The following is a 24,468-nucleotide window of genomic DNA, read 5'->3' as shown; positions in this document are numbered from 1 at the left end:
GCCTCAGCCCCGCAGCATCCCGCGCCGTCAGGCGGTGAGCGCGCCCGCCAGGAGCTCGAGGGTGCGCTCGCGACCCGGCGCGGCATCCGCCGGCCCACCCGCTCGCGACCCGGCGACGGGCGCGATCATGACCTCGTCGATGCCGTGGCGCGACGCGAGGTCGCGCACTCGGCCGGCCGCGGCATCCGCCTCATCGACGACCCAGCCCACCCGCATGCGCGCGATGACCTCGTCGACATCGCCGTCGCGCGGTGCGTCGAGGGCCTCCTCGACCGTCTCGAGCACGCGCATCGGCCGATTCAGCCGCAGCCGAGCCATCGCCCGCAGGTTCGGCAGGGCCAGAGCGGATGCCTCGTCGGCGCTCTCCGCGACGACCGCGTTCAGCGTCAGGATCGTCTGCGGTTCCCGGTGGCGCTCGTTCGCCCGGAATCCCGTCCGGTACAGCTCGAGGGCGCGCTCGAGCCCCTCGCCCGAGAAGTGGTTCGCGAACACGTAGGGCAGCCCGAGCTCGGCCGCCAGCCGCGCCGAGTAGTCGCTCGACCCGAGCAGCCAGACCTCGGGCACCGACGCCGCGACGGGGGTCGCCTGGATCGGGTACTCCCGACCGCTGGTCAGGCGAAGCGTCGCCCCCTCGGCCGAGAGCAGGCTCAGGATGTCGGCGACGTGCTCGGGGAACCGGTCGACGTCGGCCGTCGGCCCCGACATGCGCAGCAACTGCGTGATCACCGGGTCGCTGCCCGGCGCGCGACCGATGCCGAGGTCGATGCGGCCGGGCGCGAGGGCCTCGAGTGCGGCGAATTGCTCGGCGACGACCAGTGGAGCGTGGTTCGGCAGCATGACCCCGCCGGAACCGACCCTTATGCCCTGCGTGCGCGCCGCGATCGCGGCGACCAGGACCGGCGGCGTCGTCGACGCGACCGAGGGCATGTTGTGGTGCTCGGCGAACCAGTACCTCGTGAACCCGAGGCGGTCGGCGGCCTGCGCCAGGGCGACGGATGCCGCCAGCGCCTGCGCCGAGGACTGGCCGCTGTGCACGGGGACGAGGTCGAGGACGGAGAGCCGGGGCGTGGGAGACATCCCCACCTGCAACGGGTGCTCGACCGGAGCTATTCCGCCGAGGCCGCGTTCGGGGATCGGCGCGGGTTATCCCTGACGCGAACCGGGGGAGGATCCTGATCCCGGCGAGTGCGATCGCGCATTGGATGGTCGTCGTCGTCGTGCGCGCCACCCGGTGGACCGGGGCGGCCGTCGGAGCGGGCCCTGCCGCCGCCGTCCGGCCCACGACCGCTCGAACCTTCGAAAGGAACCACCAGTGAACCCGCTCACCGATGTCACCGCGACCGTCGCGACCGCCCCCGCAGCACGGGAGGCCGCGGAGGACGCAGCGCCCGCTGCAGCGCCCGCTGCGCCCGACGCCGCGCCCGATCTCTCGCTCCGCGAGTCGTTCGCGATCCTCGCCGACCAGCTCGACGGCCGACTCACCCTCCCCGGCGACGCCGAGTACGACCGGGACCGGCTCGCCTGGAACCTCGCCGTCGACCAGCGGCCCGCAGCCGTCGTCGTCGCGGCCTCCGCGGCGGACGTCGCGCGGACCGTGCGCGCCGCACGCGGCCTGGGACTCGCGGTCGCCCCGCAGGCGACCGGGCACAACGCCGGCCCGCTCGCCGAGGCGCACGGCCTCGCCGACGCCATCCTCCTGCGCACGCACGAACTGCGCGCGGTCGAGGTGCGCCCCACGCAACGGCTGGCCCGCGTCGAGGCCGGCGCGCTCTGGAGCGACGTGGTCGCGGCCGCCGCCCCGTACGAGCTCGCCGCGCTGGCCGGCTCGAGCCATGACGTCGGCGTCGTCGGCTACACGCTCGGCGGCGGGGTGTCCTTCCTCGGGCGCGCCCACGGCCTCGCAGCCAATCACGTGCTCGCGGTCGAACTCGTCACGGCCGACGGCGAGTTCCGCCGGGTCGATGCGACGCACGACCCCGAGCTGTTCTGGGCGGTCCGCGGCGGCGGCGGCGACTTCGGCGTGGTCACCGCGATCGAGTTCGGACTGCTCGAACTCCCGCAGGTCGTCGCCGGTGCGCTGTTCTTCCCGATCGAACGCACGGAGGAGGTGCTGCAGGCGTGGGCGGACTGGACCCGGGCCGTGCCCGACACCGTGACCTCGGTCGGGCGCGTCCTGCGGTTCCCGCCGCTGCCCGAGCTGCCGCAGTCCCTGTCCGGCCAGTCGTTCGTCCTCGTCGAGGCGGTCGTCCAGGAGGCGCCCGAACGCGCGGACGAGCTCCTCGAACCGCTGCGCCGCCTGGCTCCGGCGATGGACTCGATCCGCCCGCAGGGCCCGGCCGAGCTGCTCGAGCTGCACATGGATCCGCCCGGGCCCGTTCCGGGACATGGCGACGGCATGCTGCTGAAGGAGCTTCCCGCCGAGGCCGTCCGTGCGTTCGTCGCCGCGGTCGGGCCGGAGGCCGACACGGCGCTCATGTCGGTCGAGATCCGCCAGCTCGGCGGGGCGTTCGCACCCGGTGCGGCGGTCGAACTCGCGACCGAGCGCGGGCTGCCGCTGCCCGGCGCGACCGCCGGCCTCGAGGCCGAGTACCTCGTGTACGCGGTCGCGGTCGCGGCACCCGGAACGCAGGAGACCGTCGCCTCCTCGCTCGGCCGGTTGTTCGCCCGGGTGGAGCCGTGGCGTGCGGGCGTCGAGTACCTCAACTTCGCCGAGCGCGCCGTTCCCGGCTCGCGGTTCTTCGCCGACGAGGGGCGGTTGGCGAGGCTTCGTGCCCTGAAGCATGCGATCGACCCCACGGGAGTCATCCGCTCGAATCATCCGGTCGGTCGCTGACCCGGGTGAGCGGATGCCGCGTCCGCGCGCTCCGGCGGACGCGGATCGGGTCGCATCTCACGCATCTCACGAGCGGGGGTCTGTCGCTTCCGCTCCGACCTTCCTAGGCTGGGGTGCATGCGATGACGATGTCGCACGACCTTGGGGGAGGGACGAATGACCGTTCACCACGAATTGCCCACGCCGACCGATTTCGCGACGCTGGCGGGCGAGCACCATCCCGCCGTCAGCATCTACCTCTCGACGTCTCCGGTCGTCAGCGAGCGCGAGCGTGCGGAGGTCGCCGTCAAGAGCGCGTTCGACGACGCGCTCGACCGGCTCCGCGCCGACGGCGCCGAGTCGGGCGAGCTCGACGCGCTGAAAGCCGAGCGCGACGGCGTGCTCCGGGACCGCACCGTCTGGGCCGGGCTCTCCCGGTCGCTGGCGATCTTCGTCGCCCCGGGCTTCTCCGACGTCTACGTGCTGCCGAACCGGCTCGACGACGCCGTCCAGGTCGGATCGCACTTCGCGCTCGGGCAGCTGCTCCGGGCGCCGAGCCAGGACCAGGAGGCGTTCGCGGTCACGCTCTCGTCGAACGGGTGGGCGCTGTGGCACGCGCTGCCGACCTCGCGAGCCGAGCAGATGCCGCTCGACCCGGACCTGCCTCGCAATCTCGACGACGCCGCCAACCGGGAGCCGGGCGAAGGCGTGCGCCGCCGCGGCGGCGGGCACGGCGACCGCGCGACGAACGACGGCGACCGCCGGCCCGAGATCCACGACATCTACGCCAAGCGCGTCGCGGATGCCGTCTGGCACGAGCTGCAGGAACACGACCCCGACTCGCGCGTGCCGTTGTTCGTGCTCGCGGCCGAGCCCCTGCTGAGCTCCTTCCTCGACCGCGCGCACAACGGGCGTCGTGTCGTCGCCGTGCCCGGCGGGCCGGACCGCCTGGGGCCGGCGGAGATCGACGGAGAGCTCCGCCAGCATCTCGCCCAGCTGAACGTCGACGAGGCGAGGACGACGCTGTCGGGGCTCGCCGACGGCAGCGCGGGGCGCGTCGAGCGCGACCTCGCCGCGATCGGCAGGCTCGCCGCCGACGGTGCGGTCGAGCGGCTCTGGTTCGACTTCACGACCTCGGTCAACGGCACGCTCGACCACGACTCCGGCGCGATCGAGTTCGCCGTCGACCACGGAAGCGGGCGAGCGCTCGCCGACGGGACGCACGCCGGCGACCTGCTCCCGCAGCTCGCGATGCTCGTGATCGCGCGCGGCGGGAAGGTCGTCACGGTCCGCGGCGACGACGTGGCGGATGCCTCGTGGTCCGGGCCCGCGATGGCGGAACTGCGGTTCGCGCTGGCGTAGCGGCGCGGACCGGATCGCGGGCGCGGCTCAGATCGCGAACGCGGGGCGCATCGGCCGGGCCAGGTGCGGCGTGCGCTGCTTCGCGCCCGACCCGAACGAGTTGTCGGCCTCGACGACGGGCAGGATGATCGCGGGCTGGCACTCGAGGCGCACCTCGAGCTCCTCGGTCCGGCCGTCCTCGATGATGGCCTCGAACGGGACGGTGACCGCGCGGAAGCGGCCCCGCCGCCGCGGCGGGGCCGACCGGAGTTCGAGGGCCAGGCGCGCGCCGCGGCCGCCGCCGGCCGGAGGTCGGCACGGGAGGACGTCGACCCGCCACAGCTCGCTCGGGCACGAGGCCGTGCCGGTCAGGCGGATGACCCGGACGCCGCCCGTCGAGATGGCGACCGCGGAGAGATCCCCGACGTGGATGTGCGCGTGGTCGATGGTGTGGGTCATGTTCGCCGACGCTACGGGCCGCGCTGCCCGGTGGCATCAGTGCTGGCGCTGAATCACCGGCAATAGGCTTGCGCCATGCGCTTCGGAACCTTCATCCCCCAGGGCTGGCGTCACGACCTGGTCGGCATCGAGCCCGCGGAGCACTGGGCCACGATGCACGGCCTGGCGGCGTACGTCGACCGCGTCGGCTCCCCGTGGGAGTCGATCTGGGTGTACGACCACTTCCACACCGTGCCCGTGCCGAGCGAGTCGGAGGCGACCCACGAGGCGTGGTCGCTCATGGCTGCGTACGCCGCCTCGACCTCGCGCGTGCGCCTGGGGCAGATGTGCACCTGCCTGCCGTACCGCAACCCCGTCTACCTCGCGAAGGTCGCGGCCACCGTCGACGTCGTCTCGGGGGGACGCCTCGAGATGGGCATCGGCGCCGGATGGTACGAGCACGAGTGGCGCGCGTACGGGTACGGGTTCCCGCACGCGCCCGAGCGGCTCCGCATGCTCCGCGAAGGCGTGGAGATCATGCACCAGGCGTGGACGACGGGCACCGCGAGCCTGGACGGCGAGTTCTTCCGCGTCGAGGGTGCGATCGTGCAGCCGCAGCCGTTGCAGGCCGGAGGGATCCCGATGTGGGTCGCCGGCGGCGGTGAGAAGGTCACGCTGAAGATCGCGGCGAAGTACGCGGCGTACACCAACTTCTACGGCGGCCCGGAGGAGTTCAGCCGCAAGAGCGAGGTGCTGCGCGGGCACACCGATCGGCTCGGCCGCGATTTCGGGTCGATCGTGCGGAGCGCGAACTTCAACACCGTGGTCGGCGAGGACGCCGCCGACGTGGACCGGCGTCTCGTCGCGATCGAGGAGCGGGTCGCCCGGTACGCCGGTCGCGCCGCGGCCGCCAAGTTCATCCACGAGTTCCGGTCTGACATCGCGATCGCGGTCGGCACGCCGGAGCAGGTGGTCGAACGGCTCCTCGAGATGCGCGAGCGCGGCCTCGGCTATGCGATCCACTACTTCCCGGAGCTCGCGTACGACCGGTCCGGGTTCGAGTTGTTCGAGCGCGAGGTCATGCCGGCGCTCGCGTAGCCGCAGACGAGGGACGGGGCCCGCATCCGGGCCCCGCCGGGCTCAGGCCGCTGCGGCCTCGTCGAGCTTCGCGCTGAGCTCGGCGTCGCTGGGCTCGGTGAAGTGGGTGCCGTCGGGGAAGACGACGACGGGGATGTTCGTGCGACCCGAGATGGCCTTCGCGCGGTCGGCGCCGTCGGCGACGACCGCGAGGTCGACGTACTCGTAGTCCACGCCGCGTCGGTCGAGCAGTGCCTTCGAGCGGCGGCAGTCGCCGCACCACTCGGCGCCGTACATGGTGATGCGGGCGGGGTTCAGGTCGGTTGCGGGGGTCGTCATACGGATAACCTACGCGGGTATCCTGTGCGAGGCTCCCAGCCGCGGCGCCCCCGTGCCGGGCGCCGCGCGGCTGGGCCCGTCCTCGTGCGGTGCCGCCGCGCCGGGCCCGCCCGGGTCGGGGAGCTCGGCGTTCACCAACCGTGCGAAGGCGCTGAGCTGCGCGACGCCCTGCGGGGTGCGCGGGAGCGCGTCGAGCAGTCCGGGCGAATGCACGACGTACGCGGCGACCTGGCCGCGCGACACGGCCACATTCAGCCGGTTCTTCAGCAGCAGGAACTCCACACCGCGCGGCGCCACCGCTGCGGAGGATGCGGCGAGCGACACGATCACGATCGCGGCCTCCTGGCCCTGGAACTTGTCGACGGTGCCGACGGGCACCTCGGTGAGGCCCGCCCGGTCGAGCGCGTCGCGCACGACGGCCAGCTGCGCGTTGTACGGCGTGACGACGATCAGGTCGCGTTGGTCGATCGGGCGAGGGGCTGCCACTGCGGGTTCGCCCGCCCCGGAGTGGAGATCGGTGAACGCACGCCCCATGAGCGAGGTCGCGAGCCGCACGACCTCGGCGGCCTCTTCGACCGACTCGGTCGTGTTGCCCTCGTGCGCGACCGGCACCGGGACGAGTCCGGGATCGACGCCCTCGACCGAGCGCAGCGCCGCGCCGGGGTGCGATGCGAGCTCGCCCTCGTACGAGAGCTCCGAGACGGATGCCGCCAGCGCCGGGTGCATGCGCCGGCTCTCCGCGAGGAAGTAGCCGTACTCGCGGGGGAGCACGTCGTGGCCGTCGGCGATCCATCCGAGGGCGGACATGTCGACGGGTTCCGGGTGCGTGCCCTGGCTGACCTGGGGCAGCTGCTGCGGATCGCCGAGCAGCAGCAGCCGCTGGGCGGCGACCGATGCGGCGATCGTCGAGGCGAGCGAGAACTGGCCGGCCTCGTCGACGACCAGGAGGTCGAGCTCGCGGCGACCGACCCGGTCGGTGTTGGCGAAGTCCCAGGCGGTGCCGCCGAACACGAACCCGCGGTCGCGGTTCGCGGCGATGTACGCGGCGGCGCCGGTCTTCTCGATGGCCGTCCAGCCGTGCGCGGTGCCGTCGCCACGCTCCTTGGGGGCCTTCGCGACCCGGGCGGGATCGAGCCCTGCCGCGATCACCGCGTCGAGGAGGTGCTCGACGACGGCGTGCGACTGCGCGACGACCCCGACCCGCCACCCGTGATGGCCGACCAGTCGCGCGATGACGCGGGAGGCGACGTAGGTCTTGCCGGTGCCGGGCGGACCCTGGACGGCCAGGTAGGAGCGGTCGAGGTCGCCGAGGGACCTGACGAGCGCTCCGATGTAGTCGTGCTCGGCGAGGGGTGCGAGCGCACCGGACCGGGTTCGGGGCGGGAGCCTGCGCAACAGGTCGGTCGCGGGATCGTGCGGCCGGCGCGGATGCAGGTCGACCAGCGGCTTCGCCCACTCGGCGATCGCCGACTTCTGCCTGCCGGCCGGCGGCGGGTTGCCCGGCACGAGCGCGAAGGGGAGGTCGCGCCAGGTCTGCTCGACGGTCGCGCGCTCCTCGATGCGGACGCCGTCGGGCGTGGACTCGAGCACGACGGCCTTCGCCCACGCGCGGGAACCCGGACGCCGGGTGAACGAGGGGAACGGGGCGGGCCAGTCGTAGAGCAGGTAGAGCTCGGCGCCCGGACCGAATCGCGAGCCCGGCGCCACTCGCCCGCGCAGGAGCAGCTCGCGACGATCGAACTGCTGCCTGCCCTCGCGGTACCAGTCATGCAGGACGACGGTGCGCTGCGGGTCGACGACGAGCACGTCGCGGTGGTCCTCCCACGCCTCGAGCGGTTGCTCGACGCGGAAGAAGTGACCCCACCAGAACGTCTTGAGTTCGCGGTCGTGGTAATCGATCGCGGCAGAGGCGAGGGCGAGCGCCGTGCGGTCGTCATCGCCGCGCCGGTCGTCGGCGGAGCCGGCCAGTCGCGCGAGTTCGCCCGCGAGGGGACTCGATTCGTACTGCTTTCCCGTGGGCTCGGCGAGCAGCAGCGCGGGGACCGGGGCGACCCCGTGACGGCCCGCGAGTGCGAGGAGCCAGTCGCGCAGCCGGAGCGTGGAGACGCAGTCGTAGCGGTTGTACTCCGCGAGGTCGTCGAGCACGAGCTGCGCCGCGGCGGCGCCCTCGAGGCCGGACTCCGGGTCGATCCCGCCCGTCGCGCGCAGCTCGCAGGCCCGGACGTACTCGAGGATCGAGTCGCCGCCCGACTTCACGTCGGCCTCTCGGAGTTCGTCGCCCATGTAGAGCGGCTCGAGCTTCTTGATCGAGTAGGACCGGCTGCCGACGCGCACTGCACGCTTGACGATCGGGTAGAGGTCGACGAGCACGCCGTCGGCGAGCAGTTGGTCGACCTCGGCCTCGCCGACGCCGTGTCGGGCGGCGATCGAGGTCAGGTGGGTGCGTTCGTAGCTGGCGTAGTGGTAGATGTGCAGGTCGGGGAATCGCCGGCGGCGCTCCCGCACGAGGTCGAGGAAGGCCAGGAGCGCATCGCGCTCTTCGGCGAACGAGTGCGCCCAGATCGGCGTGAAGCCCTCATCGACGTCGATCATGCCGAACAGGTAGTCGAGCCCCCACTCGGTCGCGGCGCCCTCGGTGTAGAGCGGATCGCCCTCGAAGTCGAAGAACAGGTCGCCGGCCGACGGCTCGGGGATGGCGGCGAGCGCTCCCGGTTCGCGCACCTCGACCGGCGGCGGCAGCGGCGGGTCGTCGGGGGACCGGGCGCCCGACGCCTCGGCCTCGCGTTCCGCCGCCTCGGCGGCGAGCTGCAGGCGGGCCTGCACGCGCAGCCCGTCGAGCGTGGCCTCCATGACGCCGTCGACGGCACCCGTCGAGGCGGCGAGGTCGTCGATGGTCGTGATGCCCGCGTCGTGGAAGTGCGCGCGCTGGGTGATGCGGAGCCCGGCGACGAGTAGGAGGTCGCGGTTGGCCTGCACCTCGAGGTCGCACGTCGGGCAGCGACCGTCGACCAGGTAGCGCGGATCGCCCCACTCGACCGGAGCGTCGTCGGCGAGACGCTCCGCCACGATCCGGCGCAGGCGCTCGCGCCGGAGCAGGAACACGGGCTCGATGTCGGCGAGCGGGTGGGAGCTCGTCGTCCCGTCGCCGAGCAGCAGCTCGACCGTGTCGGCGCAGGCCACGCCCATGCGGCGCAACTGCCCCGCATAGGCGGCGAGCTGCAGCAGGGCCGTCACGCGGGCCCGCCGGGCGAGCTTCGAATCCTGCACCAGGTACCGGCCGTCGGGCTGGCGCACGATGAAGTCGGCGAAGCCCACGAAGCCGTCGTCGACGAACGTCGCCTGGAACACGACCGGGGCCTCCGACGCGAACGCGGCGCGCGTGGCGGCGACGGCGGCCTCGAGCTGCGCGGCGTCGCGCAGGTCGGGTCGCTCGATCTCGACGACGCCGTCGCCGAACTCGGCCCGGTACCGCTCGAGCACGCGCAGTTCGTGCGCATCGCCCATCCGCCCGGCGCGTTCGAGCATGGCGTCGGCCACGGGTTCGAACCGGGTCTCGCGACCGAGCTTGACGTCGAGTTCGCGCAGGAACGCGAACTCGCACTCGGATGCCTTCTTCAGGTCGCTCGCACTCGTGATCACCGTGCCGCCGGACAGGTACATCGGGCTCCTTCCGCGTCGTCGTGCTGCAACGCTAGTCGCGGCATCCGACATCGCGGGCCGCGCGAGTCCCGGCGGAGCCGGATGGGATCACCGCCCGGTGCCGAGCGCCCCGGGTTCGAGGCCGAGCATGCCCTCGACCGCGCCGTGGATCATCGAGCCGCGCGCGCCCGCGTCGCCCCAGCGCACGAGCGCCTGCGCGTTGAGCCCGTCGATCATGCCGAGCAGCTGCCATGCGGCCGCCGCGGCGTCGGCGGTCCGGAACCCGGCCTCGAGGACGCCGGCGTCGATGACGTCGCGGATGAGCGACTGCCAGGCGTCCATCTGAGCGCGGACGGATGCCGCGAGCACCTCGTTCGCCCGCCCGATCGCGTACGCCTCGACCCAGATGACCGTGACGTCGTCGCGCGTGCCGTCGAGCAGCGTGTCCAGGAGCGCACCGAGTCGTTCCGCCGGGCCAGGGTGCGCGGCGAGCAGGTCCGCGAGCTCGGCGAGCTCGGCGGCGACGACGGCCTCGAACGTCTCGGCGACCAGGGCCTCCATGCTGGGGCGGTAGTGCGCGACGAGTGCGGGCGTGACGCCCGCGCGCGCAGCGACGGCGCGCAACGTGACCGCCCCGAGCCCGTTCTCGAGCGCGATCCGGCGCGCGGCGTCGGCGATCTCGGCGGATCGCTCGGCGGGGCTCTTGCGCGACGCGCGCGTGCGGACGGGTGTTGACATGGTGCCGCCAGTCTATGTACTCTCGCCTCCTATTGATCGTGTGATCAATACACGATCGGCTCCGACGATCGATACGGCACCAGCGCGAACGATGAGGTTCCCATGACCAGCACCGCCCCGAACCCGGCCCGGCAGCACGCGGACGACCGCGACCGCGTCGGCCGCGTCGAGACCCACGGCACCGAGCACATCCCGGCGTCCGAACGCCACGGCCGCCCGTCCGGCCTGTTCTGGGTGTGGATGTCGGCCAACGTCGGCTACCTCTACTTCGTCGTGGGCGGCGTCCTGGTGCTGCTCGGCCTCCCGCTGCGCGACGCGCTCGTGATCACCGTCGTCGGCAACCTGTGGTGGGCGCTCGTCGGCTGGCTCGCCGTGAGCGGGCCCGCCTCGGGATCGCCCAGCGTGTCGATCATGCGCGCCATGTTCGGCATCCGCGGCAACAAGGTCTTCGGCGCCGGGCTGGGTGTGCTCATCGGGGTCTTCTACGAGATCATCAACGTCGCCTTCGCGACGCTCGCGGCGATCGCGCTGCTCGGCCATGTCGGCATCACCCTGCCGCCCGGAGGTGAATGGGTCGCCCTCGCCGTCATCGGCGTGCTCAGCTTCGTGATCGGCGTGTACGGCCACGCGACGATCCTCGCCCTCGCACCGTGGTTCTCGGCCGCGCTCGCCGTGGTCTTCGTGCTCCTGGCGGTGTTCGTGTTCGGCGCAGCCGACTGGGCCCACGCCCCCGAGCCGCTGCCCGTCGCCGAGCACTGGGCACTCGTCATGCTCGGGTTCGCGATCGTCGCATCCAGCCCGCTGAGCTGGGGCACGGGCGCCGACTACGCCCGATACCTCCCCGCGGACGTCTCGAAGCGCGCCGTCGCCTGGTGCACCGCACTCGGCGGATTCCTCCCGGCCGTCCTCATCGGCGGCCTCGGCGTCATCGCCGGCACCGCCATCGACATGACCGACCCGCAGCTGACGATCGGCGAGATCGTGCCCGGGTGGTTCACGCCGGTCTTCCTCGGCATGATCGTGCTCTCGAGCATCACCAACAACGTCCTGGTCGCCTACTCCACGGGCTTCTACGCGCAGGCCCTCGCAGCACGCGTCTCGCGGGCCGCGACCACCGTCGTCACCGGGGTGGCCTCGACGGCGATCGCCGGCTGGGTGCTCTTCCTCACCCCGAGCTTCCTCGACACGCTCAGCGCGTCGCTCGAACTGTCCGTGACCGTGTTCGGCCCGCTCGTCTCGATCTACGCGATCGACATCGTCCTCCGACGCAACCGCTACGACGGCGCCTCCCTCGACGACACCCGGCCCGGCAGCCCGTTCTGGTACCGCCGCGGCGTCTTCCCGGCGGGCGTGATCGCCATGGTCGCCGCGATGACGGTGGCCGTGCTCTCGGCGAACACCACCCTCTTCGTCGGCCCGATCTCGACCGCGCTCGGCGGTGCCGACCTCTCGGCGCTCGTCGGTCCGGTGCTCGGCGCGGGCATCTACGCGGCGCTCTGGCTGACCACCGACCCGTACCGCGACCGGGCGAAGCGCCCCGTCGCGGCATCCGCTGCCATCATCGAGGCGGAGGCGGACGCACCCGCCGTCCGCGAGGAGGTTCCCGCATGAGCTGGCGCATGCCCGCCGAGACCGACCGGCACGAGCGCACCTGGATGGCGTTCCCGCGCGAGGGCACGACCCTCGGCGACGGCACGGCGCACCGCGAGGAGGGCTACGCGGCCTGGACCGCGGTCGCCCACACCGTCGCCGAGTTCGAACCCGTGACGATGGTCGTCGACCCGACCGAACTCGCCCGTGCGCGGCGCATGCTCGGCAGCGACTCCGGCATCGAGATCGTCGAAGCCCCGCTCGACGAGTTCTGGATGCGCGACTTCGGCCCCACCTTCGTCGTCGACGACGAGCGCCCCGGCGTGCTCGGCGCGGTCGACTGGGTCTTCAACGGCTGGGGCGCGTCGGAGTGGGCCGAGTGGCGGGTGTCGGCCGAGATCGGCCGGTTCGCGGCCGCGCACGTCGACGCCGAACTCGTGAGCTCGGTGCTCGTCAACGAGGGCGGCGGCATCCACGTCGACGGCGAGGGCACCGTGCTGCTGACCGAGACCGTGCAGCTCGACCCGCGCCGGAACCCCTACGCCGACCGTGCCCGCGTCGAGGCCGAGATGGCCCGCACCATCGGCGCCTCGAAGGCGATCTGGCTGCCGCGCGGGCTCACGCGCGACTACGACGACTTCGGCACGAACGGGCACGTCGACATCGTCGCGACGTTCGCCGCGCCCGGGCGGGTGCTGCTGCACCACCAGGCCGACCCGGCGCACCCGGACCACGAGGTGACGCAGGCGCTGCGTGCGCAATTCGAGGCCGAGACGGATGCCGCGGGCCGCCCGCTCGAGATCGTCGACCTTCCGGCACCCGCGACGTTGCGAGACGACGAGGGGTTCGTCGACTGGAGCTACGTCAACCACCTCGTCGTGAACGACGGCGTCGTCGCCTGCGGCTTCGGCGAGCCGTCGGCCGATGCGCGCGCCGCCGAGATCCTCGCCGAGGCGTACCCCGGGAGTCGCGTGGTGAGCGTCGACGCTCGCCCGATCTTCGCGCGCGGGGGCGGCATCCACTGCATCACGCAGCAGCAGCCGGAGGTGGCGCGATGAGCGGGTTCGACGTCGTCGAGGCCTCGATCGCCGACCTGCGCGCCGCGCTCGAGGCCGGCCGCACGACCGCGGTCGAGCTCGTCGAGGCGTACCTCGCGCGCATCGACGCGTACGACGTGCCGGGCACCGAGACGGCGCTGAACGCCGTCGTCGTCCGCAACCCCGAGGCGCTCGCCGAGGCGCGCGCCTCCGACGCGCGCCGCGAGCGCGGCGAGGTGCTCGGGCCGCTCGACGGCATCCCGTACACCGCGAAGGACTCGTACCTCGTGCGGGGGCTCACCGCGGCATCCGGCAGCCCGGCGTTCGCCGACCTCGTCGCGCAGCACGATGCGTTCACGATCGAGCGGCTGCGCGGCTCGGGCGCGATCTGCCTCGGGCTGACGAACATGCCGCCCATGGCGAACGGCGGCATGCAGCGCGGGGTCTACGGTCGCGCCGAGAGCCCGTACAACGCCGATTTCCTGACGGCGGCGTTCGGCTCGGGTTCGTCGAACGGGTCGGGCACCGCGACCGCGGCGTCGTTCGCGGCGTTCGGGCTCGGGGAGGAGACGTGGTCGTCGGGCCGCGCGCCCGCGTCGAACAACTCGCTGTGCGCGTACACGCCCTCGCGCGGCGTCATCTCGACGCGCGGCAACTGGCCGCTCGTGCCGACCATGGACGTGGTCGTGCCGCAGACGCGCACGATGGCCGACCTGCTCGAGGTGCTCGACGTGATCGTCGCCGACGACGCCGAGACGCGTGGCGACTTCTGGCGCGCGCAGCCGTGGGTCGACGTGCCCGCGGCGTCCGCCGTGCGCCCCGCGTCGTACCCGGCCCTGGCGACGGATGCCGCCGGAGCCGCCGCCGCACTCGCCGGGAAGCGCGTCGGCGTGCCGTGCATGTACGTCAACGCCGATCCCGAAGCCGGCACGGCCGCGCCGGGGGAGACGGTCGGCATCGGCGGCGCGACCGGGCAGCGCATCGAGACGCGCGCGTCGGTGATCGACCTCTGGGAGTCCGCGCGTCGCGACCTCGAGGCGGCCGGTGCGGAGGTCGTGCTCGTCGACTTCCCGGTCGTGACGAACTACGAGGGCGACCGACCCGGCGCGCCGACCATCGCGACGCGCGGGCTCGTCGGCCCCGCGTACCTGAAGCGCGAGATCGTGGATCTCTCGGCGTGGGCGTGGGAGGACTTCCTGCAGGCCAACGGCGACCCCGCGCTCTCGACGCTCGCCGCGGTCGACGGCGCGCGGATCTTCCCGCGCCCCGAGGGCGCCCTGCCAGACCGGTACGCGGGTTTCGACGACGACATCGCCGAGTACCCCGGCTGGGTCCGCGCGCACCCGCGCGCGACGTGGGACGACATGCCCGAGCTCGAGGAGGGCCTGCGCGGTCTCGAGGAGACACGCCGCGTCGACCTCGAGCAGTGGATGGACGACCTCGGCCTCGACGCGGTCGCCTTCCCCGCGGTCGCCGACGTCGGCCCGGCCGACATGGATGTCGACCCGGCCTCAGCCGACCTCGGCTGGCGCAACGGGGTCTGGGTCGCCAACGGCAACCTCGTGCCGCGCCACCTCGGCATCCCGACGGTGACGGTGCCGATGGGCCTCATGGCCGACATCGGGATGCCGGTGGGCCTCACGTTCGCCGGCCGCGCCTACGACGACTCGGCCCTCCTGCGCCTGGCGTCCGCGTTCGAGGCGCTCGCGCCCCGTCGCGTCGCGCCTCCGCGCACGCCGCGACTGCTCTGATCGGGCGACGGCCGGGCCTCGCGCGACGGGTCAGAGCGGGCGCGACTGGTCGAGCGCGCCGCGGAGGCCGGGCCGGTCGAAGAGTTCGAGCATGGTCGTCGAGATCACTTCGACGTGCGCGCCCAGGAGCATCGATGCGACGCGTGAGAGGTCGTAGGCTGCCCTGCCGCCCTCGAGCAGATCGGTCTCGGCGAGCAGCACGATGTCGGCCGAGCCGGGCGTGACGAACTCGGGGTCGAGCAGGCGGATGTCACCTGCCTCGTGCTTCGCGAACGCCCTGGCGAGTTCCTTGCGCCGGAGTGCGAGCCGTTCGAGCGGTGCGAGGTCGAGCAGCGTTCCGGTGCCGGCGTGCGCGGCCGCCGGATCGAGGTACCGATCACGCTGCTCGACGTAGTCGGCGACCGCGATCGCGACGACGTGCTTCTTCGTGGTCCGCAGGAAGAACGCGAGTTCCGAGACCGTCCGGTCCGTCGCCGCATCCGCCTTGATCGACTTCTCGCTCATCGCGCCGTCGCCGTTGCCGCCGAAGCCTCCGAAGCCTCCGAGGCCTCCGTCTCGTCGGTCACCGCGCCCTGGTCCATCTCCGCCACCTCGTCGGTTCCTGTCGTCTCGTCGATCCTTGTCATCTCAACCATCTCCGCTCTCTCATCGGTCTCTGCCTTCTCGTCCATCTCCGGCATCTCATCGATTCCTGTCATCTCGTCCATCGCCGCGGTCTCGTCGGCCTCTGTCGTCTCGTCGATTTCCGCCTTCTCGTCGATCTCGTGCCGCTCTCCCATCACCTCCGCGCCCGGAGGGTGCGTTCGACCCAGGCACCCGGTAGCGATGAACCGGAACCCCGGTACCGAAGTACCGGGAATCCCGGTACCGAAGCACTGGCATCCCGGTAGCGATGTACCGGGAATCCCGGTACCGAAGCACTGGCATCCCGGTAGCGATGTACCGGAACTCCGGTACCGAAGCACTGGCATCCCGGGAGCGATGTACCGGATCCCCGGTACCGAAGTACCGGGGACCCCGTACCGAACCAACGGGCGGCCGATACCGAAGTCCCGGATACCGAAGTACCGGAACCCCGGTACCGAAGTACCGGGAATCCTGGTACCGAAGCACTGGAATCCCAGTACCGAAGTACCGGGGACCCCGTACCGAACCAACGGGAGGCCGGTACCGAAGTCCCGTAAGGCCGGTACCGAAGTCCCGTAAGGCCGGTACCGAAGTCCCGGAGGTTTCCGGACGGGTTCAGCCTGCCGTCGGAGGCGTCGGCGCGCGGCCGCATCGCCGATTCGCCGAAGACCGGGCGTTCGCCTCGCCGGTGGAGGACGGGACGCTTCCGGACCATTGGGCGTCAGCCCGAGCGAGCGAGCGAGCGAACCGGGCCGACCCGGCGACCCGGCGCGACCCGGGGACCCGGCGATCCGGCGCGCCGCGGCCCGGCGCGCCGCGGCCCGGTCCGGCGCGGCCCGGCCCGGCCCGGCCCGGCGCGACCCGGCCCGGCGGGGTCGATCAGCGAACGTCGAACGAGCGTTCGTGCAGGCCCGTCGCACCGTCGGGCGCGACCGGAGCGCGATCGGCGGTCTGCACCTCGCCGTCGGCCGAGATCGCGCGGACCCTGACCGTGTGCCGGCCGGGCGCGGCATCCCAGTCGAAGCGCCACTGCACCCAGGTGTCGGCCGAGATCGCCGTCGCGAGGGTCGCGGGCTCCCACGCACCGTCGTCGACCTGCACCTCGACCGCTTCGACGCCCGTGTGCTGCTGCCAGGCGACGCCCGCGACGACGACCGTGCCGGCCTCGACCGACGCGCCCGCGCGCGGCACGTCGATCCGCGACGACAGCTTGATCGGGCCGCGTTCGCTCCAGCCCCGGTCCGACCAGTACGCCCGGTCGCGATCGAAGCGCGTGACCAGGAGTTCGGTCACCCACTTGGTGGCGGAGACGTAGCCGTACAGGCCCGGCACCACCATCCGCACCGGGAAGCCGTGCTCGACGGGCAGGGGATCGCCGTTCATGCCGACCGCGAGCACGGCCTCTCGACCGGGATCGGTGAGCGCCTCGAGCGGTGTCGACGCCGTGAACCCGTCGATGCTGCGCGAGAGCACCATGTCGGCGTCCGCCGTCGGCGCGGCGCGCGCGAGCAGCTCGCGGATCGGGTACCCCAGCCACACGGCCGTGCCGATGAGCGAGCCGCCGACCTCGTTCGACACGCAGGCGAGCGTCGTGACGCTCTCGCCCATCGGCAGCGCGAGCAGATCATCCCACGTGAGCTCGACCTCGCGGTCGAGCATGCCGTGGATCCGCAGCCGCCAGTCGGCAGGGTCGACCTGCGGCACGCTGAGCGCCGTGTCGATCCGGTAGAACTCGCGGTTCGGCGTGATCACCGGGGCGAGCCCGTCGATGCCGAGCTCGGCGGATGCCGGAACCGACGCGGTCGTCGCAGGCTCAGGCAGTCGCAGGGCCTCGCGAACGGTCATGACCGCGCGCGAACCGGCCGACAGCGCGGTCGATGCGATCGCGGCGAGGACGCCGACCGCCGCGGTGCCGCCCGCCCACGCCAGGAAGCGGCGCCGATCGACGTCGGCGACCGAAGCCCGGTCGGCCTCGGCGGGCACCCGGGCGAGCAGCATCGAGAGCGCGGCCATCGCCGCGAGCGCGCCGATCGCCGCGGGCAGGATCGCGAGCAGCGACGCATTCGCGCGTGTCGCCGCGGCGACCGAGCCGAACACCCCGAGGAGCGCGAAGAGCCCGCGGCCCCAGCGTCGACGCCGCGCCTCGAGGATGCCGGCGAGCGCACCCACCGCGACGAGCACCACGGCGACGCCGACGAGCAGGGCGACCTTGTCGCCGGTGCCGAACAGGGCGATCGCGGCATCCTTCGCCCATGGCGGCGCGAGGTCGATCAGCAGGCCCCCGATCGACGTGAACGGCGACGCGGTCGGGGCGATGATCGCCGCCGCGAGCTCACCGGCGCCGGCTCCGAACGTCGCGGCCGCGACTCCCGCCACGGCGGGACGCAGCCGCCGGTTGCGCGCGCGATCGGCCGACATGGCCTCAGGCTACGTCGCCCGCGTCGAGTGCGCGGGCCGCCCCCATCGGTCGTAAGCGGTTCGTAAGGGCCCGGGCAGGCCGGGAAAACGCCGCAAGGCCTGCGCCGGCCGGCGTCGTGTGCGTACGGTGGGGAGGGAACCGCAACCGAAGGAGAGAGGGCACCATGGCCACCTACGACGTATCGGAACGCTCCGCGATCGTGACCGGAGCCGGAAGCGGGATCGGTCGCTCGATCGCGATGCTGCTCGCCGCGAACGGCGCATCCGTGATCGTGAACGACCTCGACGGCGACCACGCCGCGGCGGTCGTCGATGAGATCCGGGCCGCGGGCGGCACCGCCGAGGCATCCGTCGGCGACGTCACCGACTCCGACTGGGTCGAGGCATCCGTCGACGCCGCGAACGCGCTCGCACCGTTGCGCATCGCGGTGAACAACGCCGGGATCGGCGGCGCCTCCGCGCAGGTCGGCGACTACCCCGTCGACAGCTGGGACGCGGTCATCGCCGTGAACCTCAGCTCGATCTTCCTCGGGATGCGCGCCCAACTGCCGGCGATCGTCGCGAACGGCGGCGGATCGATCGTGAACATCGCGTCGATCCTCGGCTCGGTCGGGTTCGCGAGCTCGTCGGCATACGTGAGCGCGAAGCACGGCGTGGTCGGTCTCACCAAGAACGCGGCGATCGAGTACGCGCCCCAGGGCGTGCGCGTGAACTCCGTCGGCCCGGGCTTCATCAAGACCCCGCTCATCGATGCCAACCTCGACGCCGAGACTCAGGAGTTCCTGGTCGGCAAGCACCCGATCGGCCGCCTCGGCGAGCCCGACGAGGTCGCCGCGCTCGTGGCGTTCCTGGCCAGCGACGCAGCGAGCTTCATCACCGGCAGCTACCACCTCGTCGACGGCGGCTACACCGCGGTCTGAGCTCCCCGCGCCGCGAGGAAGTCCGCGACGCCCGGGGCGAGCCCCGCGCCGATCTCGACCGCGGGGCGCTTGGCGCCCGCGATCTCGAACGAGTGGTTCGCGCCGTCGATCCATTCGAGCACCGCCGACGGCGCGAGGCCGGCGACGAGCCGGTCGAGCTGCTCGTTCGGGATCGCGAACGGATCCTTCCGACCCTGCAGGAAGAGCATCGGCACGCCCGCCAGCTGCGGGAAGTGCTCGTCGCGCGACTTCTCAGGGCGGCCGGGCGGATGCAACGGGTACCCGAGGAACACGAGCCCCGCGACATCCATGCCCTCGGCGACGGCCATCGACGCCATCCGCCCCCCGAACGACTTGCCCGACGCCCACACCGGTTCGCCGTCCGCGGCCCCGGCGCGGGCGGCGTCCATGACCGCGCGCCAGACGGCGATCGCGACCGGCGGCCGGTCCGGGAAGCGCCGACCGGCGGCGCGGTAGGGGAAGTCGAAGCGCAGCGTGGCGACGCCGTGGCCGGCGAGCGCGCGGCAGAACCCGGCGAGGAACGGATGCTCCTTGCCCGCTCCGGCGCCGTGCGCGACGACGAGCGTCGCGGTCGGATCGTCGGGCCGGAGCAGCAGGGCGGGAACCGCGTCGAGCTCGCCGCCGACCTCGATCACCAGGGGCAGTTCCTCGTCGTTCATGCCTCCATCGTGCCCCGGGTGGAGCGCATCGCCCAGACCCGCGCGACGAGCGTGACCACGAGGACGAGCACAGCGGCCACCGCGGCCGCGATGCCCGTCGACGTCGAATCGGGCTCGTCGGTCAGCCGGCCCACCGCGACCCACGAGAGCCCCCAGGCCAGCGACAGCGCGGGAGCGATCCGGCCGCGGCCCCACCAGGCCAGGCCGATGCCCACCGCCGCGGCCGCGCCGATCACGAGGATCGCCCACGCCTCGGCCGGAAGCCCCCACCCGTCGAAGCCCGCGGCCTGCAGCACGGCGGTGGCGTTCGCGGCCGTCGCGACGACGACCCAGCCGAGGTACAGCCCGATCGACCCGTCCGTCACGATCGCATCCACGATGCCGCGCGGCGGAAGCCGTCGCAGCTGGACGAACAGCCAGGCGAGCACCGCCACCAGGGCGACGATGACCGGCAGGCTCGCCCACAGCAGGTCGAGCTGAACGACGCCGATCCAGGCCGCGTTCAGCACGAGTGACGCCGCGACGGGGTATCCGATCCGGCGGTGGCGGGCGCTCGCACGCTGTGCGGGCAGGGCCTGGAAGATCGCGTAGGCGAGCATGCCCGTGTAGATGACGCTCCAGATGCCGAAGGCGGGCCGCGCCGGCGCGATGAGCGTCGAGTCGGCGTCGAGCCAGCCTCCCGCGGCCTCCTGCACGGGCGTGCCCCCCGTCACGCCCGAGCCGATGAACGCGGCCGCGATCGCGAGGAGCGAGGTCGCCAGGACCACGACCTGCCGTGCCGTGTCCGCGGCGCTTCCGTCGGCGCCCTTCCGGGCACCGCTTCGAATGTCGGTGGATGTCACCCCGCACCTCCCGTCGTGCCGCCAGCGTAGGTGGGCCGGCCGCCGCCGGCGTCATCCGTTCGATTGATCCGCGCCCGCGGTGCGGCGATGCCCGGTTGGGCGGTGATCGTCGCGGCGAACAGCCGTCGCAGGCCTGCGATCCCGGACCGGTTCCACGCGTCGAGTTGGCGCGCCGCTCCGGTGCCGTCGCGCAGGAGCCGTTCGAGCAGTCGGTGGACGAGGTCGCGGTCGCCCGTGCGCTCGAGCGGTTCGGCGAGGTGCCGTTCGAGCCTCCGGACCAGCTCCGTCGCGGGTGCGAGCCGGCCGCTCGCGGGGTCGAACGCCCCGCCCGAGAGGCCCTCGTGCGCTGCGTGCAGCGTGGCGGCGCTCAGCAGCTCGGGCGGGAGGTCCGGGTCGGGCTCGTCCAGTGAACGCACCCCGCGAACGGCGGTCGGGTCGGCGCCGAACCGGTCGTGCTCGTCGACGGCCCTGTCCACGAGCGCCCGGCACAGCGCGGCGACCAGGAGCGTGTCGTCGACCGTGAGCTGGGCGTCCGCCATCCGGAACTCGATCGTCGGCAGGTGCTCCGAGAGCCGGACGTTCCAGGCGATGAGAGCGAGGTCGCCGAGTCCGCCGACGCCGAGCATCCCCCGCGTCCTGCGGTCGTAGTCGTCCGCGTTCGCGAACCGGGGCGGGCAGCCCGAGGTGCTCCAGCGACGCATCTGCACCGTGCGCCAGCTCTCGTAGCCGGTCACGTTGCCCCGCCAGAGCGGCGAATTGCCGGTCATCGCGGTGAGCAGCGGCAGCCACGGCCGGACGGCGTTCAGCGTCGCGACCCCGTGTTCCCGGCTCGGCACTTCCACGTGGACGTGCAGGCCGCTCATCTGGTGGTCCGCGATGATGCCGGCCACCTCGCGCGCGATCCGGTGGTAGCGATCCGCGTCGGTGATCGAGGGGAACGGGTGCGCGTCGGGCGGCGTGCCGACGCTCGCGACGCACACCGCGTGCCGGGCGGCGTCGGCGTCGACCTCGCGACGGAACGCCGCCAGCTGCTCCGCGGCCACGGCCATGTTCTCGAAGACCGGCGTCGCGAACTCGACCTGCGACGCGAGGAACTCGGGGTGGACGTGCTCGCCCCATCGGGGGTCGTCGGCGAGGCGACGGCGGACGTCGGCGGCGACACCCACGGCAAGCATGGTCTGGGGGTCCAGGAAGAAGAACTCCTCCTCGATGCCGAACGTCGCCATCGTCGCTCCTGCCGTGGGGCGGGCCTTCCGGAGGGATTCCGGATGCCTCGTGGACGCAGCGTGCGTCGTTCGCCGGGCAGTGTCAAGGGGGTGTCGGTGGCCTCCCGAGGTGTGCTTCGAGCATCGCGACGAAGAAGTCGGCGCTCGACGCCGGACTGCCGCCCGCCGACGAGGAGAAGTACCCGCCGGCGCGGTCGATCCCCGTGCCGTTCGTCCGCCGGGCGGGCGACGCGCGGGCCGGCTGCAGCGGATGTCGGTGGCCGCTCGTACCGTGATGGCCATGACGAACCAGCCGCTTCCGACGCTCGAGCCCGACGTGCTCGACGAGCCCTGCCTGCGCTGCGGCTCCGCCGCGGTGCGGGTCATCGTGTACGGCCCGCTCGATCTCGAGGTCGAGGCGAGTGCCGCGGCCGCCGGTCTCTCCGGCGAGGCCCCGATCTTCGACTGCCGCGACTGCGGCTTCGAGTGGGGCGAGGCGATCCGCGACCTGCTCGCCTGACATCCAGGCGGGCGTCGCGCGGTCGTCACCGGGTCGTGGGCGACCACGGCTCGCGCACGTGCGCGAGCCACACCTCTCGCGGCTCGAGGGAGCGGACGAGTCGCTGGCCCTCGGTGCCGGGGTCGTCGAGTTCGCCGAACCACACCGCGGTGTCGCCGACGAGGACGATCGGGCCCTCGCCGGTGTCGACGACGACGATCTGGGAGCCTGGCGTGTGGCCGGGTGCGGGCACGAGTCGGAGCCCGGGGAGGAGCTCGACCTCGCCGTCGAGCGGGGCGTACGTCACGCCGGGCCCGTCGACCCAGTCGCGGATCGTGTACCCGTCCTCGGTGCGCGCATCGGCGAGCTCCCGGCGCTGGACGTGGATCGGTACGCCGGGGAAGAGCCGGTTGCCGCCGCAGTGATCGGCATGCAGGTGGGTGTTCACCACGAGGTCGATGCCGCCGACGTCGAGCTGTGCGTCGAGCGGCATGACGCGTTCGACGAACTCGGCGTGGTCCGGGTGGATCTCGGTCATCCCGGTGTCGACGAGCACGCGCCCGTCGGGGTGGTCGATGACGTGCACCATGACCGGCATCGACTCGCCCTCGATCGCGAGGTCGGCGACATGGAACGGGGTGACCGTCGGCGTGCGCGGTCCCGGTTCGGTTTCGTTCACAGTGTTTCCTTCCATCACGCGCTCGCAGCGGCGGGCGGCGCGTCGTCGACGAGCAGTTCCTCGCGGATGCGGCGCAGGTCCTCCATGAGGGAGCCGATGAGGATCCAGTGGTCCGACCTCGGCGGGGCGATCTGCAGTGGGGCGGTCAGGGCCGGGATCACCGAGGTCAGCGGCTCGGGGTCGACCTCGGCGAGGTGCACCGCCAGGCGGATGTCGTGCGCGACCCGGTGCAGCTGCTCGGCGATCGCACGCACCGTGGGCTCGGTCGCGAGCCCGTCGTCGTAGTGGTCGACGAAGGCGCGCGTCATTCCGCCGACCTGGGTCACGATCGGGCTGAGCCGGTCGAGCAGGCGGCGCTGCTCGGCGAGTTCGGCGCGGTGCGCCGACCGGCGCGGATTGAGCGTGAGCGACTCCTCGGCGTCGGTGATCGCCTCGACGGCGGCATCCCGCATCGGTCGCATGAGCCGGCCCTCGAGCAGGAGCTCGGTGAGGTCGGCGGGGCGTTGCGGTGTCAGCAGGGCCGCGGCGAGGCGGTCGACGGATGCCGCGAGCTCGCGCCCCAGCCGCGCGAGCTGGTCGCGCGACGGGCCGGTGAGCACGGGCGGGACGATCAGCGCGTTCACGACGATGCCGATCACGGCCCCGATCAACGTCTCGAGGATGCGGTCGAGTGCGTACTCGGCCGACGTGCCGCCGAGTGCGAGCACGAGCATCGCGCTGATCGCGACCTGGTTCGAGGTGGGCGCGGTCATCCGGGCGGCCCAGGCCGCGAGCAGCGCGATGAGGATCGCGACGAGGATCACCCAGCTCGTCGGGCCGAAGACGAGCCCGAGGCCCGACGCGATCACGACGCCCGCGATCACGCCGATGCTGCGCTCGAGCGCCTTGCCGAGCGACTGGTTCACGCTCGGCTGCACGACCAGCAGCGCCGCGATCGCCGCGAACACGGGCAACGGCCCGGGGATCAGCCACCCCGCGATCAGCCACGCGGCCACCGTGGCGACCGCGGACTTCAGCACCTGCAGGAGCGGAGCCCGCTTCGTGGAGCGGAACTGCTGGGCGAACCGCATGCGCTCCACGTTAGCGGCCCCGGGTGGCCGGGGGGGTCAGCCGGCGGCGGCCGAGTCGGTGGCCGAGTCGGCGGCGGCGTCGCGCTTCGGCAGGCGCCATCCGGGGCGCACGAAGTGGCAGGTGTACCCCCACGGGATGCGCTGCAGGTAGTCCTGGTGCTCGGGCTCGGCCTCCCAGAACGCGCCTGCGGGCGCGACCTCGGTCACGACCGGGCCCGGCCAGATGCCCGACGCGTCCACGTCGGCGATGGTGTCGATCGCGGTGTCGTACTGGGCGTCGCTCGTCGGGAAGATCGCCGAACGGTAGCTCGTCCCGACGTCGTTGCCCTGGCGGTTCCTCGTCGTCGGGTCGTGCACCTGGAAGAAGAACTCGAGCAGGTCGCGATAGCTGAGCTTCGACGGGTCGAAGACGACCTCGAGCGCCTCGGCGTGCGAGCCGTGGTTGCGGTAGGTCGCGTTCTCGACGTCGCCGCCGCTGTAGCCGACGCGCGTGTCGATCACGCCCGGGAGCTTGCGGACGAGGTCCTCCATGCCCCAGAAGCAGCCGCCCGCGAGGACGGCGGTCTCGGCTCCGGGGACGGTGGTGATGGCGCCTGGGGTGGTCATGCGGATCTCCTCGCTGGTGGTCTCGTTCCGACGGAGCCGGCTGCGCCGACTCGGACCGGGGCGCCGGCTCCACCGGTCGCCTGTGCGTCCATGGGGGAGAACGCCGCCGACGCCGCCGATGTTCCGCAGGATGCTCCCGCGGGCTGGGGGGTCGCTGTGA

General features: G+C 72.8%; 22 protein-coding genes. 8 read left to right on the top strand and 14 right to left on the bottom strand.

The genetic code is table 11. The features are described from left to right. Nucleotides 1–27: 27 nt before the first annotated feature. The gene (locus tag DSM26151_RS12885) at nucleotides 28–1,077 is read right to left on the bottom strand and encodes an LLM class flavin-dependent oxidoreductase (protein WP_234659921.1); all 1,050 of its coding nucleotides are present in this window, start codon (nucleotides 1,075–1,077) and stop codon (nucleotides 28–30) included. Nucleotides 1,078–1,312: 235 nt separating this feature from the next. Between DSM26151_RS12885 and DSM26151_RS12880 the strand changes: the two genes are divergently transcribed. After that, a complete protein-coding gene (locus DSM26151_RS12880) occupies nucleotides 1,313–2,833 on the top strand; it encodes an FAD-binding oxidoreductase (protein WP_234659920.1) in 1,521 nt (506 codons plus the stop codon). A gap of 156 nt (nucleotides 2,834–2,989) precedes the next feature. Next, nucleotides 2,990–4,174 (top strand): hypothetical protein, encoded by a 1,185-nt coding sequence (locus DSM26151_RS12875; protein WP_234659919.1) that lies wholly within the window; start codon nucleotides 2,990–2,992, stop codon nucleotides 4,172–4,174. Between the two features lie 27 nt (nucleotides 4,175–4,201). Here DSM26151_RS12875 and DSM26151_RS12870 read toward each other — a convergent pair whose 3' ends face one another. Continuing rightward, the gene (locus tag DSM26151_RS12870; protein WP_234659918.1) at nucleotides 4,202–4,612 is read right to left on the bottom strand and encodes a hypothetical protein; all 411 of its coding nucleotides are present in this window, start codon (nucleotides 4,610–4,612) and stop codon (nucleotides 4,202–4,204) included. 75 nt (nucleotides 4,613–4,687) lie between these two features. Here DSM26151_RS12870 and DSM26151_RS12865 point away from each other — a divergent pair, with 75 nt between their 5' ends. Beyond that, nucleotides 4,688–5,689, top strand: a complete 1,002-nt coding sequence (locus tag DSM26151_RS12865; protein WP_234659917.1) for an LLM class F420-dependent oxidoreductase — start codon at nucleotides 4,688–4,690, stop codon at nucleotides 5,687–5,689. 42 nt (nucleotides 5,690–5,731) lie between these two features. Here DSM26151_RS12865 and DSM26151_RS12860 read toward each other — a convergent pair whose 3' ends face one another. The 3 genes from DSM26151_RS12860 to DSM26151_RS12850 all read right to left on the bottom strand — a co-directional run bounded on the left by DSM26151_RS12860 (nucleotide 5,732) and on the right by DSM26151_RS12850 (nucleotide 10,384). Next, a complete protein-coding gene (locus tag DSM26151_RS12860) occupies nucleotides 5,732–6,007 on the bottom strand; it encodes a glutaredoxin family protein (RefSeq protein WP_234659916.1) in 276 nt (91 codons plus the stop codon). A gap of 9 nt (nucleotides 6,008–6,016) precedes the next feature. After that, the gene (locus tag DSM26151_RS12855; RefSeq protein ID WP_234659915.1) at nucleotides 6,017–9,667 is read right to left on the bottom strand and encodes a TM0106 family RecB-like putative nuclease; all 3,651 of its coding nucleotides are present in this window, start codon (nucleotides 9,665–9,667) and stop codon (nucleotides 6,017–6,019) included. 87 nt (nucleotides 9,668–9,754) lie between these two features. After that, nucleotides 9,755–10,384 (bottom strand): TetR/AcrR family transcriptional regulator, encoded by a 630-nt coding sequence (locus DSM26151_RS12850; RefSeq protein WP_234659914.1) that lies wholly within the window; start codon nucleotides 10,382–10,384, stop codon nucleotides 9,755–9,757. Between the two features lie 102 nt (nucleotides 10,385–10,486). Here DSM26151_RS12850 and DSM26151_RS12845 point away from each other — a divergent pair, with 102 nt between their 5' ends. From DSM26151_RS12845 to DSM26151_RS12835, 3 genes are read left to right on the top strand one after another with little or no spacing between them, the layout of a single operon-like run. Continuing rightward, nucleotides 10,487–11,995, top strand: a complete 1,509-nt coding sequence (locus DSM26151_RS12845; RefSeq protein ID WP_234659913.1) for a purine-cytosine permease family protein — start codon at nucleotides 10,487–10,489, stop codon at nucleotides 11,993–11,995. Continuing rightward, on the top strand, nucleotides 11,992–13,032 hold the full coding sequence (locus tag DSM26151_RS12840) for an agmatine deiminase family protein (RefSeq protein ID WP_234659912.1): 1,041 nt from the start codon (nucleotides 11,992–11,994) through the stop codon (nucleotides 13,030–13,032). The genes DSM26151_RS12845 and DSM26151_RS12840 overlap by 4 nt, the downstream gene beginning before the upstream one ends. Further along, nucleotides 13,029–14,762 (top strand): amidase, encoded by a 1,734-nt coding sequence (locus tag DSM26151_RS12835; RefSeq protein ID WP_234659911.1) that lies wholly within the window; start codon nucleotides 13,029–13,031, stop codon nucleotides 14,760–14,762. The genes DSM26151_RS12840 and DSM26151_RS12835 overlap by 4 nt, the downstream gene beginning before the upstream one ends. A gap of 30 nt (nucleotides 14,763–14,792) precedes the next feature. Here the strand turns inward: DSM26151_RS12835 and DSM26151_RS12830 are convergent, their stop codons facing one another. From DSM26151_RS12830 to DSM26151_RS12820, 3 genes are all read right to left on the bottom strand, one after another. Continuing rightward, entirely contained in the window at nucleotides 14,793–15,266 is a 474-nt protein-coding gene (locus tag DSM26151_RS12830) for a hypothetical protein (RefSeq protein WP_234659910.1), read from the bottom strand. Next, the gene (locus DSM26151_RS12825; protein ID WP_234659909.1) at nucleotides 15,263–15,541 is read right to left on the bottom strand and encodes a hypothetical protein; all 279 of its coding nucleotides are present in this window, start codon (nucleotides 15,539–15,541) and stop codon (nucleotides 15,263–15,265) included. The genes DSM26151_RS12830 and DSM26151_RS12825 overlap by 4 nt, the downstream gene beginning before the upstream one ends. A 727-nt stretch (nucleotides 15,542–16,268) precedes the next feature. After that, nucleotides 16,269–17,807 (bottom strand): molybdopterin-dependent oxidoreductase, encoded by a 1,539-nt coding sequence (locus DSM26151_RS12820; protein ID WP_234659908.1) that lies wholly within the window; start codon nucleotides 17,805–17,807, stop codon nucleotides 16,269–16,271. A gap of 164 nt (nucleotides 17,808–17,971) precedes the next feature. On the opposite strand from DSM26151_RS12820, the gene DSM26151_RS12815 reads away from it, so the two are divergent. After that, entirely contained in the window at nucleotides 17,972–18,727 is a 756-nt protein-coding gene (locus DSM26151_RS12815) for an SDR family NAD(P)-dependent oxidoreductase (protein WP_234659907.1), read from the top strand. On the opposite strand, the gene DSM26151_RS12810 is transcribed toward DSM26151_RS12815, so the two are convergent. From DSM26151_RS12810 to DSM26151_RS12800, 3 genes are read right to left on the bottom strand one after another with little or no spacing between them, the layout of a single operon-like run. Continuing rightward, nucleotides 18,712–19,407, bottom strand: coding sequence for an alpha/beta hydrolase family protein (locus tag DSM26151_RS12810; protein WP_234659906.1), 696 nt, complete (start codon nucleotides 19,405–19,407; stop codon nucleotides 18,712–18,714). The two genes, DSM26151_RS12815 and DSM26151_RS12810, sit on opposite strands and share 16 nt — an antisense overlap. Next, nucleotides 19,404–20,249 carry a tryptophan-rich sensory protein gene (locus DSM26151_RS12805; RefSeq protein WP_234659905.1) on the bottom strand — a complete coding sequence of 282 codons (846 nt, stop codon included), beginning with the start codon at nucleotides 20,247–20,249 and terminating at the stop codon, nucleotides 19,404–19,406. Before DSM26151_RS12805 ends, DSM26151_RS12810 begins: the two co-directional genes overlap by 4 nt. Beyond that, nucleotides 20,246–21,475: a carboxylate-amine ligase gene (locus DSM26151_RS12800; protein WP_234659904.1), complete on the bottom strand. Its 1,230-nt coding sequence runs from the start codon at nucleotides 21,473–21,475 to the stop codon at nucleotides 20,246–20,248. The genes DSM26151_RS12805 and DSM26151_RS12800 overlap by 4 nt, the downstream gene beginning before the upstream one ends. Nucleotides 21,476–21,755: 280 nt before the next feature. On the opposite strand from DSM26151_RS12800, the gene DSM26151_RS12795 reads away from it, so the two are divergent. Continuing rightward, a complete protein-coding gene (locus DSM26151_RS12795) occupies nucleotides 21,756–21,974 on the top strand; it encodes a hypothetical protein (protein WP_234659903.1) in 219 nt (72 codons plus the stop codon). A 25-nt stretch (nucleotides 21,975–21,999) separates the two neighbouring features. Here the strand turns inward: DSM26151_RS12795 and DSM26151_RS12790 are convergent, their stop codons facing one another. From DSM26151_RS12790 to msrA, 3 genes are read right to left on the bottom strand one after another with little or no spacing between them, the layout of a single operon-like run. Next, nucleotides 22,000–22,632 (bottom strand): N-acyl homoserine lactonase family protein, encoded by a 633-nt coding sequence (locus DSM26151_RS12790; RefSeq protein WP_234659902.1) that lies wholly within the window; start codon nucleotides 22,630–22,632, stop codon nucleotides 22,000–22,002. 14 nt (nucleotides 22,633–22,646) lie between these two features. Beyond that, nucleotides 22,647–23,702, bottom strand: a complete 1,056-nt coding sequence (locus DSM26151_RS12785; RefSeq protein ID WP_234659901.1) for an FUSC family protein — start codon at nucleotides 23,700–23,702, stop codon at nucleotides 22,647–22,649. Between the two features lie 36 nt (nucleotides 23,703–23,738). Continuing rightward, complete coding sequence (msrA, locus tag DSM26151_RS12780; protein WP_234659900.1) at nucleotides 23,739–24,308, bottom strand: peptide-methionine (S)-S-oxide reductase MsrA; 570 nt, start codon at nucleotides 24,306–24,308, stop codon at nucleotides 23,739–23,741. Nucleotides 24,309–24,468: the final 160 nt, after the last annotated feature.

Origin of the sequence: Agromyces marinus, assembly GCF_021442325.1 — a bacterium.
GTDB classification, from domain to species: domain Bacteria; phylum Actinomycetota; class Actinomycetes; order Actinomycetales; family Microbacteriaceae; genus Agromyces; species Agromyces marinus.
Note: the sequence above shows the minus strand (reverse complement) of the source record. Positions and strands in the feature narration are given on the sequence as shown.

Coding starts and splice junctions, on each gene's coding strand:
- DSM26151_RS12840 (WP_234659912.1), top strand. CDS start 11,992: ATGAGCTGGCGCATGCCCGCCGAGACCGACCGGCACGAGCGCACCTGG.
- msrA (WP_234659900.1), bottom strand. CDS start 24,308: ATGACCACCCCAGGCGCCATCACCACCGTCCCCGGAGCCGAGACCGCC.
- DSM26151_RS12810 (WP_234659906.1), bottom strand. CDS start 19,407: ATGAACGACGAGGAACTGCCCCTGGTGATCGAGGTCGGCGGCGAGCTC.
- DSM26151_RS12885 (WP_234659921.1), bottom strand. CDS start 1,077: ATGTCTCCCACGCCCCGGCTCTCCGTCCTCGACCTCGTCCCCGTGCAC.
- DSM26151_RS12845 (WP_234659913.1), top strand. CDS start 10,487: ATGACCAGCACCGCCCCGAACCCGGCCCGGCAGCACGCGGACGACCGC.
- DSM26151_RS12825 (WP_234659909.1), bottom strand. CDS start 15,541: ATGGGAGAGCGGCACGAGATCGACGAGAAGGCGGAAATCGACGAGACG.
- DSM26151_RS12835 (WP_234659911.1), top strand. CDS start 13,029: ATGAGCGGGTTCGACGTCGTCGAGGCCTCGATCGCCGACCTGCGCGCC.
- DSM26151_RS12865 (WP_234659917.1), top strand. CDS start 4,688: ATGCGCTTCGGAACCTTCATCCCCCAGGGCTGGCGTCACGACCTGGTC.
- DSM26151_RS12850 (WP_234659914.1), bottom strand. CDS start 10,384: ATGTCAACACCCGTCCGCACGCGCGCGTCGCGCAAGAGCCCCGCCGAG.
- DSM26151_RS12820 (WP_234659908.1), bottom strand. CDS start 17,807: ATGTCGGCCGATCGCGCGCGCAACCGGCGGCTGCGTCCCGCCGTGGCG.
- DSM26151_RS12815 (WP_234659907.1), top strand. CDS start 17,972: ATGGCCACCTACGACGTATCGGAACGCTCCGCGATCGTGACCGGAGCC.
- DSM26151_RS12855 (WP_234659915.1), bottom strand. CDS start 9,667: ATGTACCTGTCCGGCGGCACGGTGATCACGAGTGCGAGCGACCTGAAG.
- DSM26151_RS12800 (WP_234659904.1), bottom strand. CDS start 21,475: ATGGCGACGTTCGGCATCGAGGAGGAGTTCTTCTTCCTGGACCCCCAG.
- DSM26151_RS12875 (WP_234659919.1), top strand. CDS start 2,990: ATGACCGTTCACCACGAATTGCCCACGCCGACCGATTTCGCGACGCTG.
- DSM26151_RS12795 (WP_234659903.1), top strand. CDS start 21,756: ATGACGAACCAGCCGCTTCCGACGCTCGAGCCCGACGTGCTCGACGAG.
- DSM26151_RS12860 (WP_234659916.1), bottom strand. CDS start 6,007: ATGACGACCCCCGCAACCGACCTGAACCCCGCCCGCATCACCATGTAC.
- DSM26151_RS12830 (WP_234659910.1), bottom strand. CDS start 15,266: ATGAGCGAGAAGTCGATCAAGGCGGATGCGGCGACGGACCGGACGGTC.
- DSM26151_RS12785 (WP_234659901.1), bottom strand. CDS start 23,702: ATGCGGTTCGCCCAGCAGTTCCGCTCCACGAAGCGGGCTCCGCTCCTG.
- DSM26151_RS12870 (WP_234659918.1), bottom strand. CDS start 4,612: ATGACCCACACCATCGACCACGCGCACATCCACGTCGGGGATCTCTCC.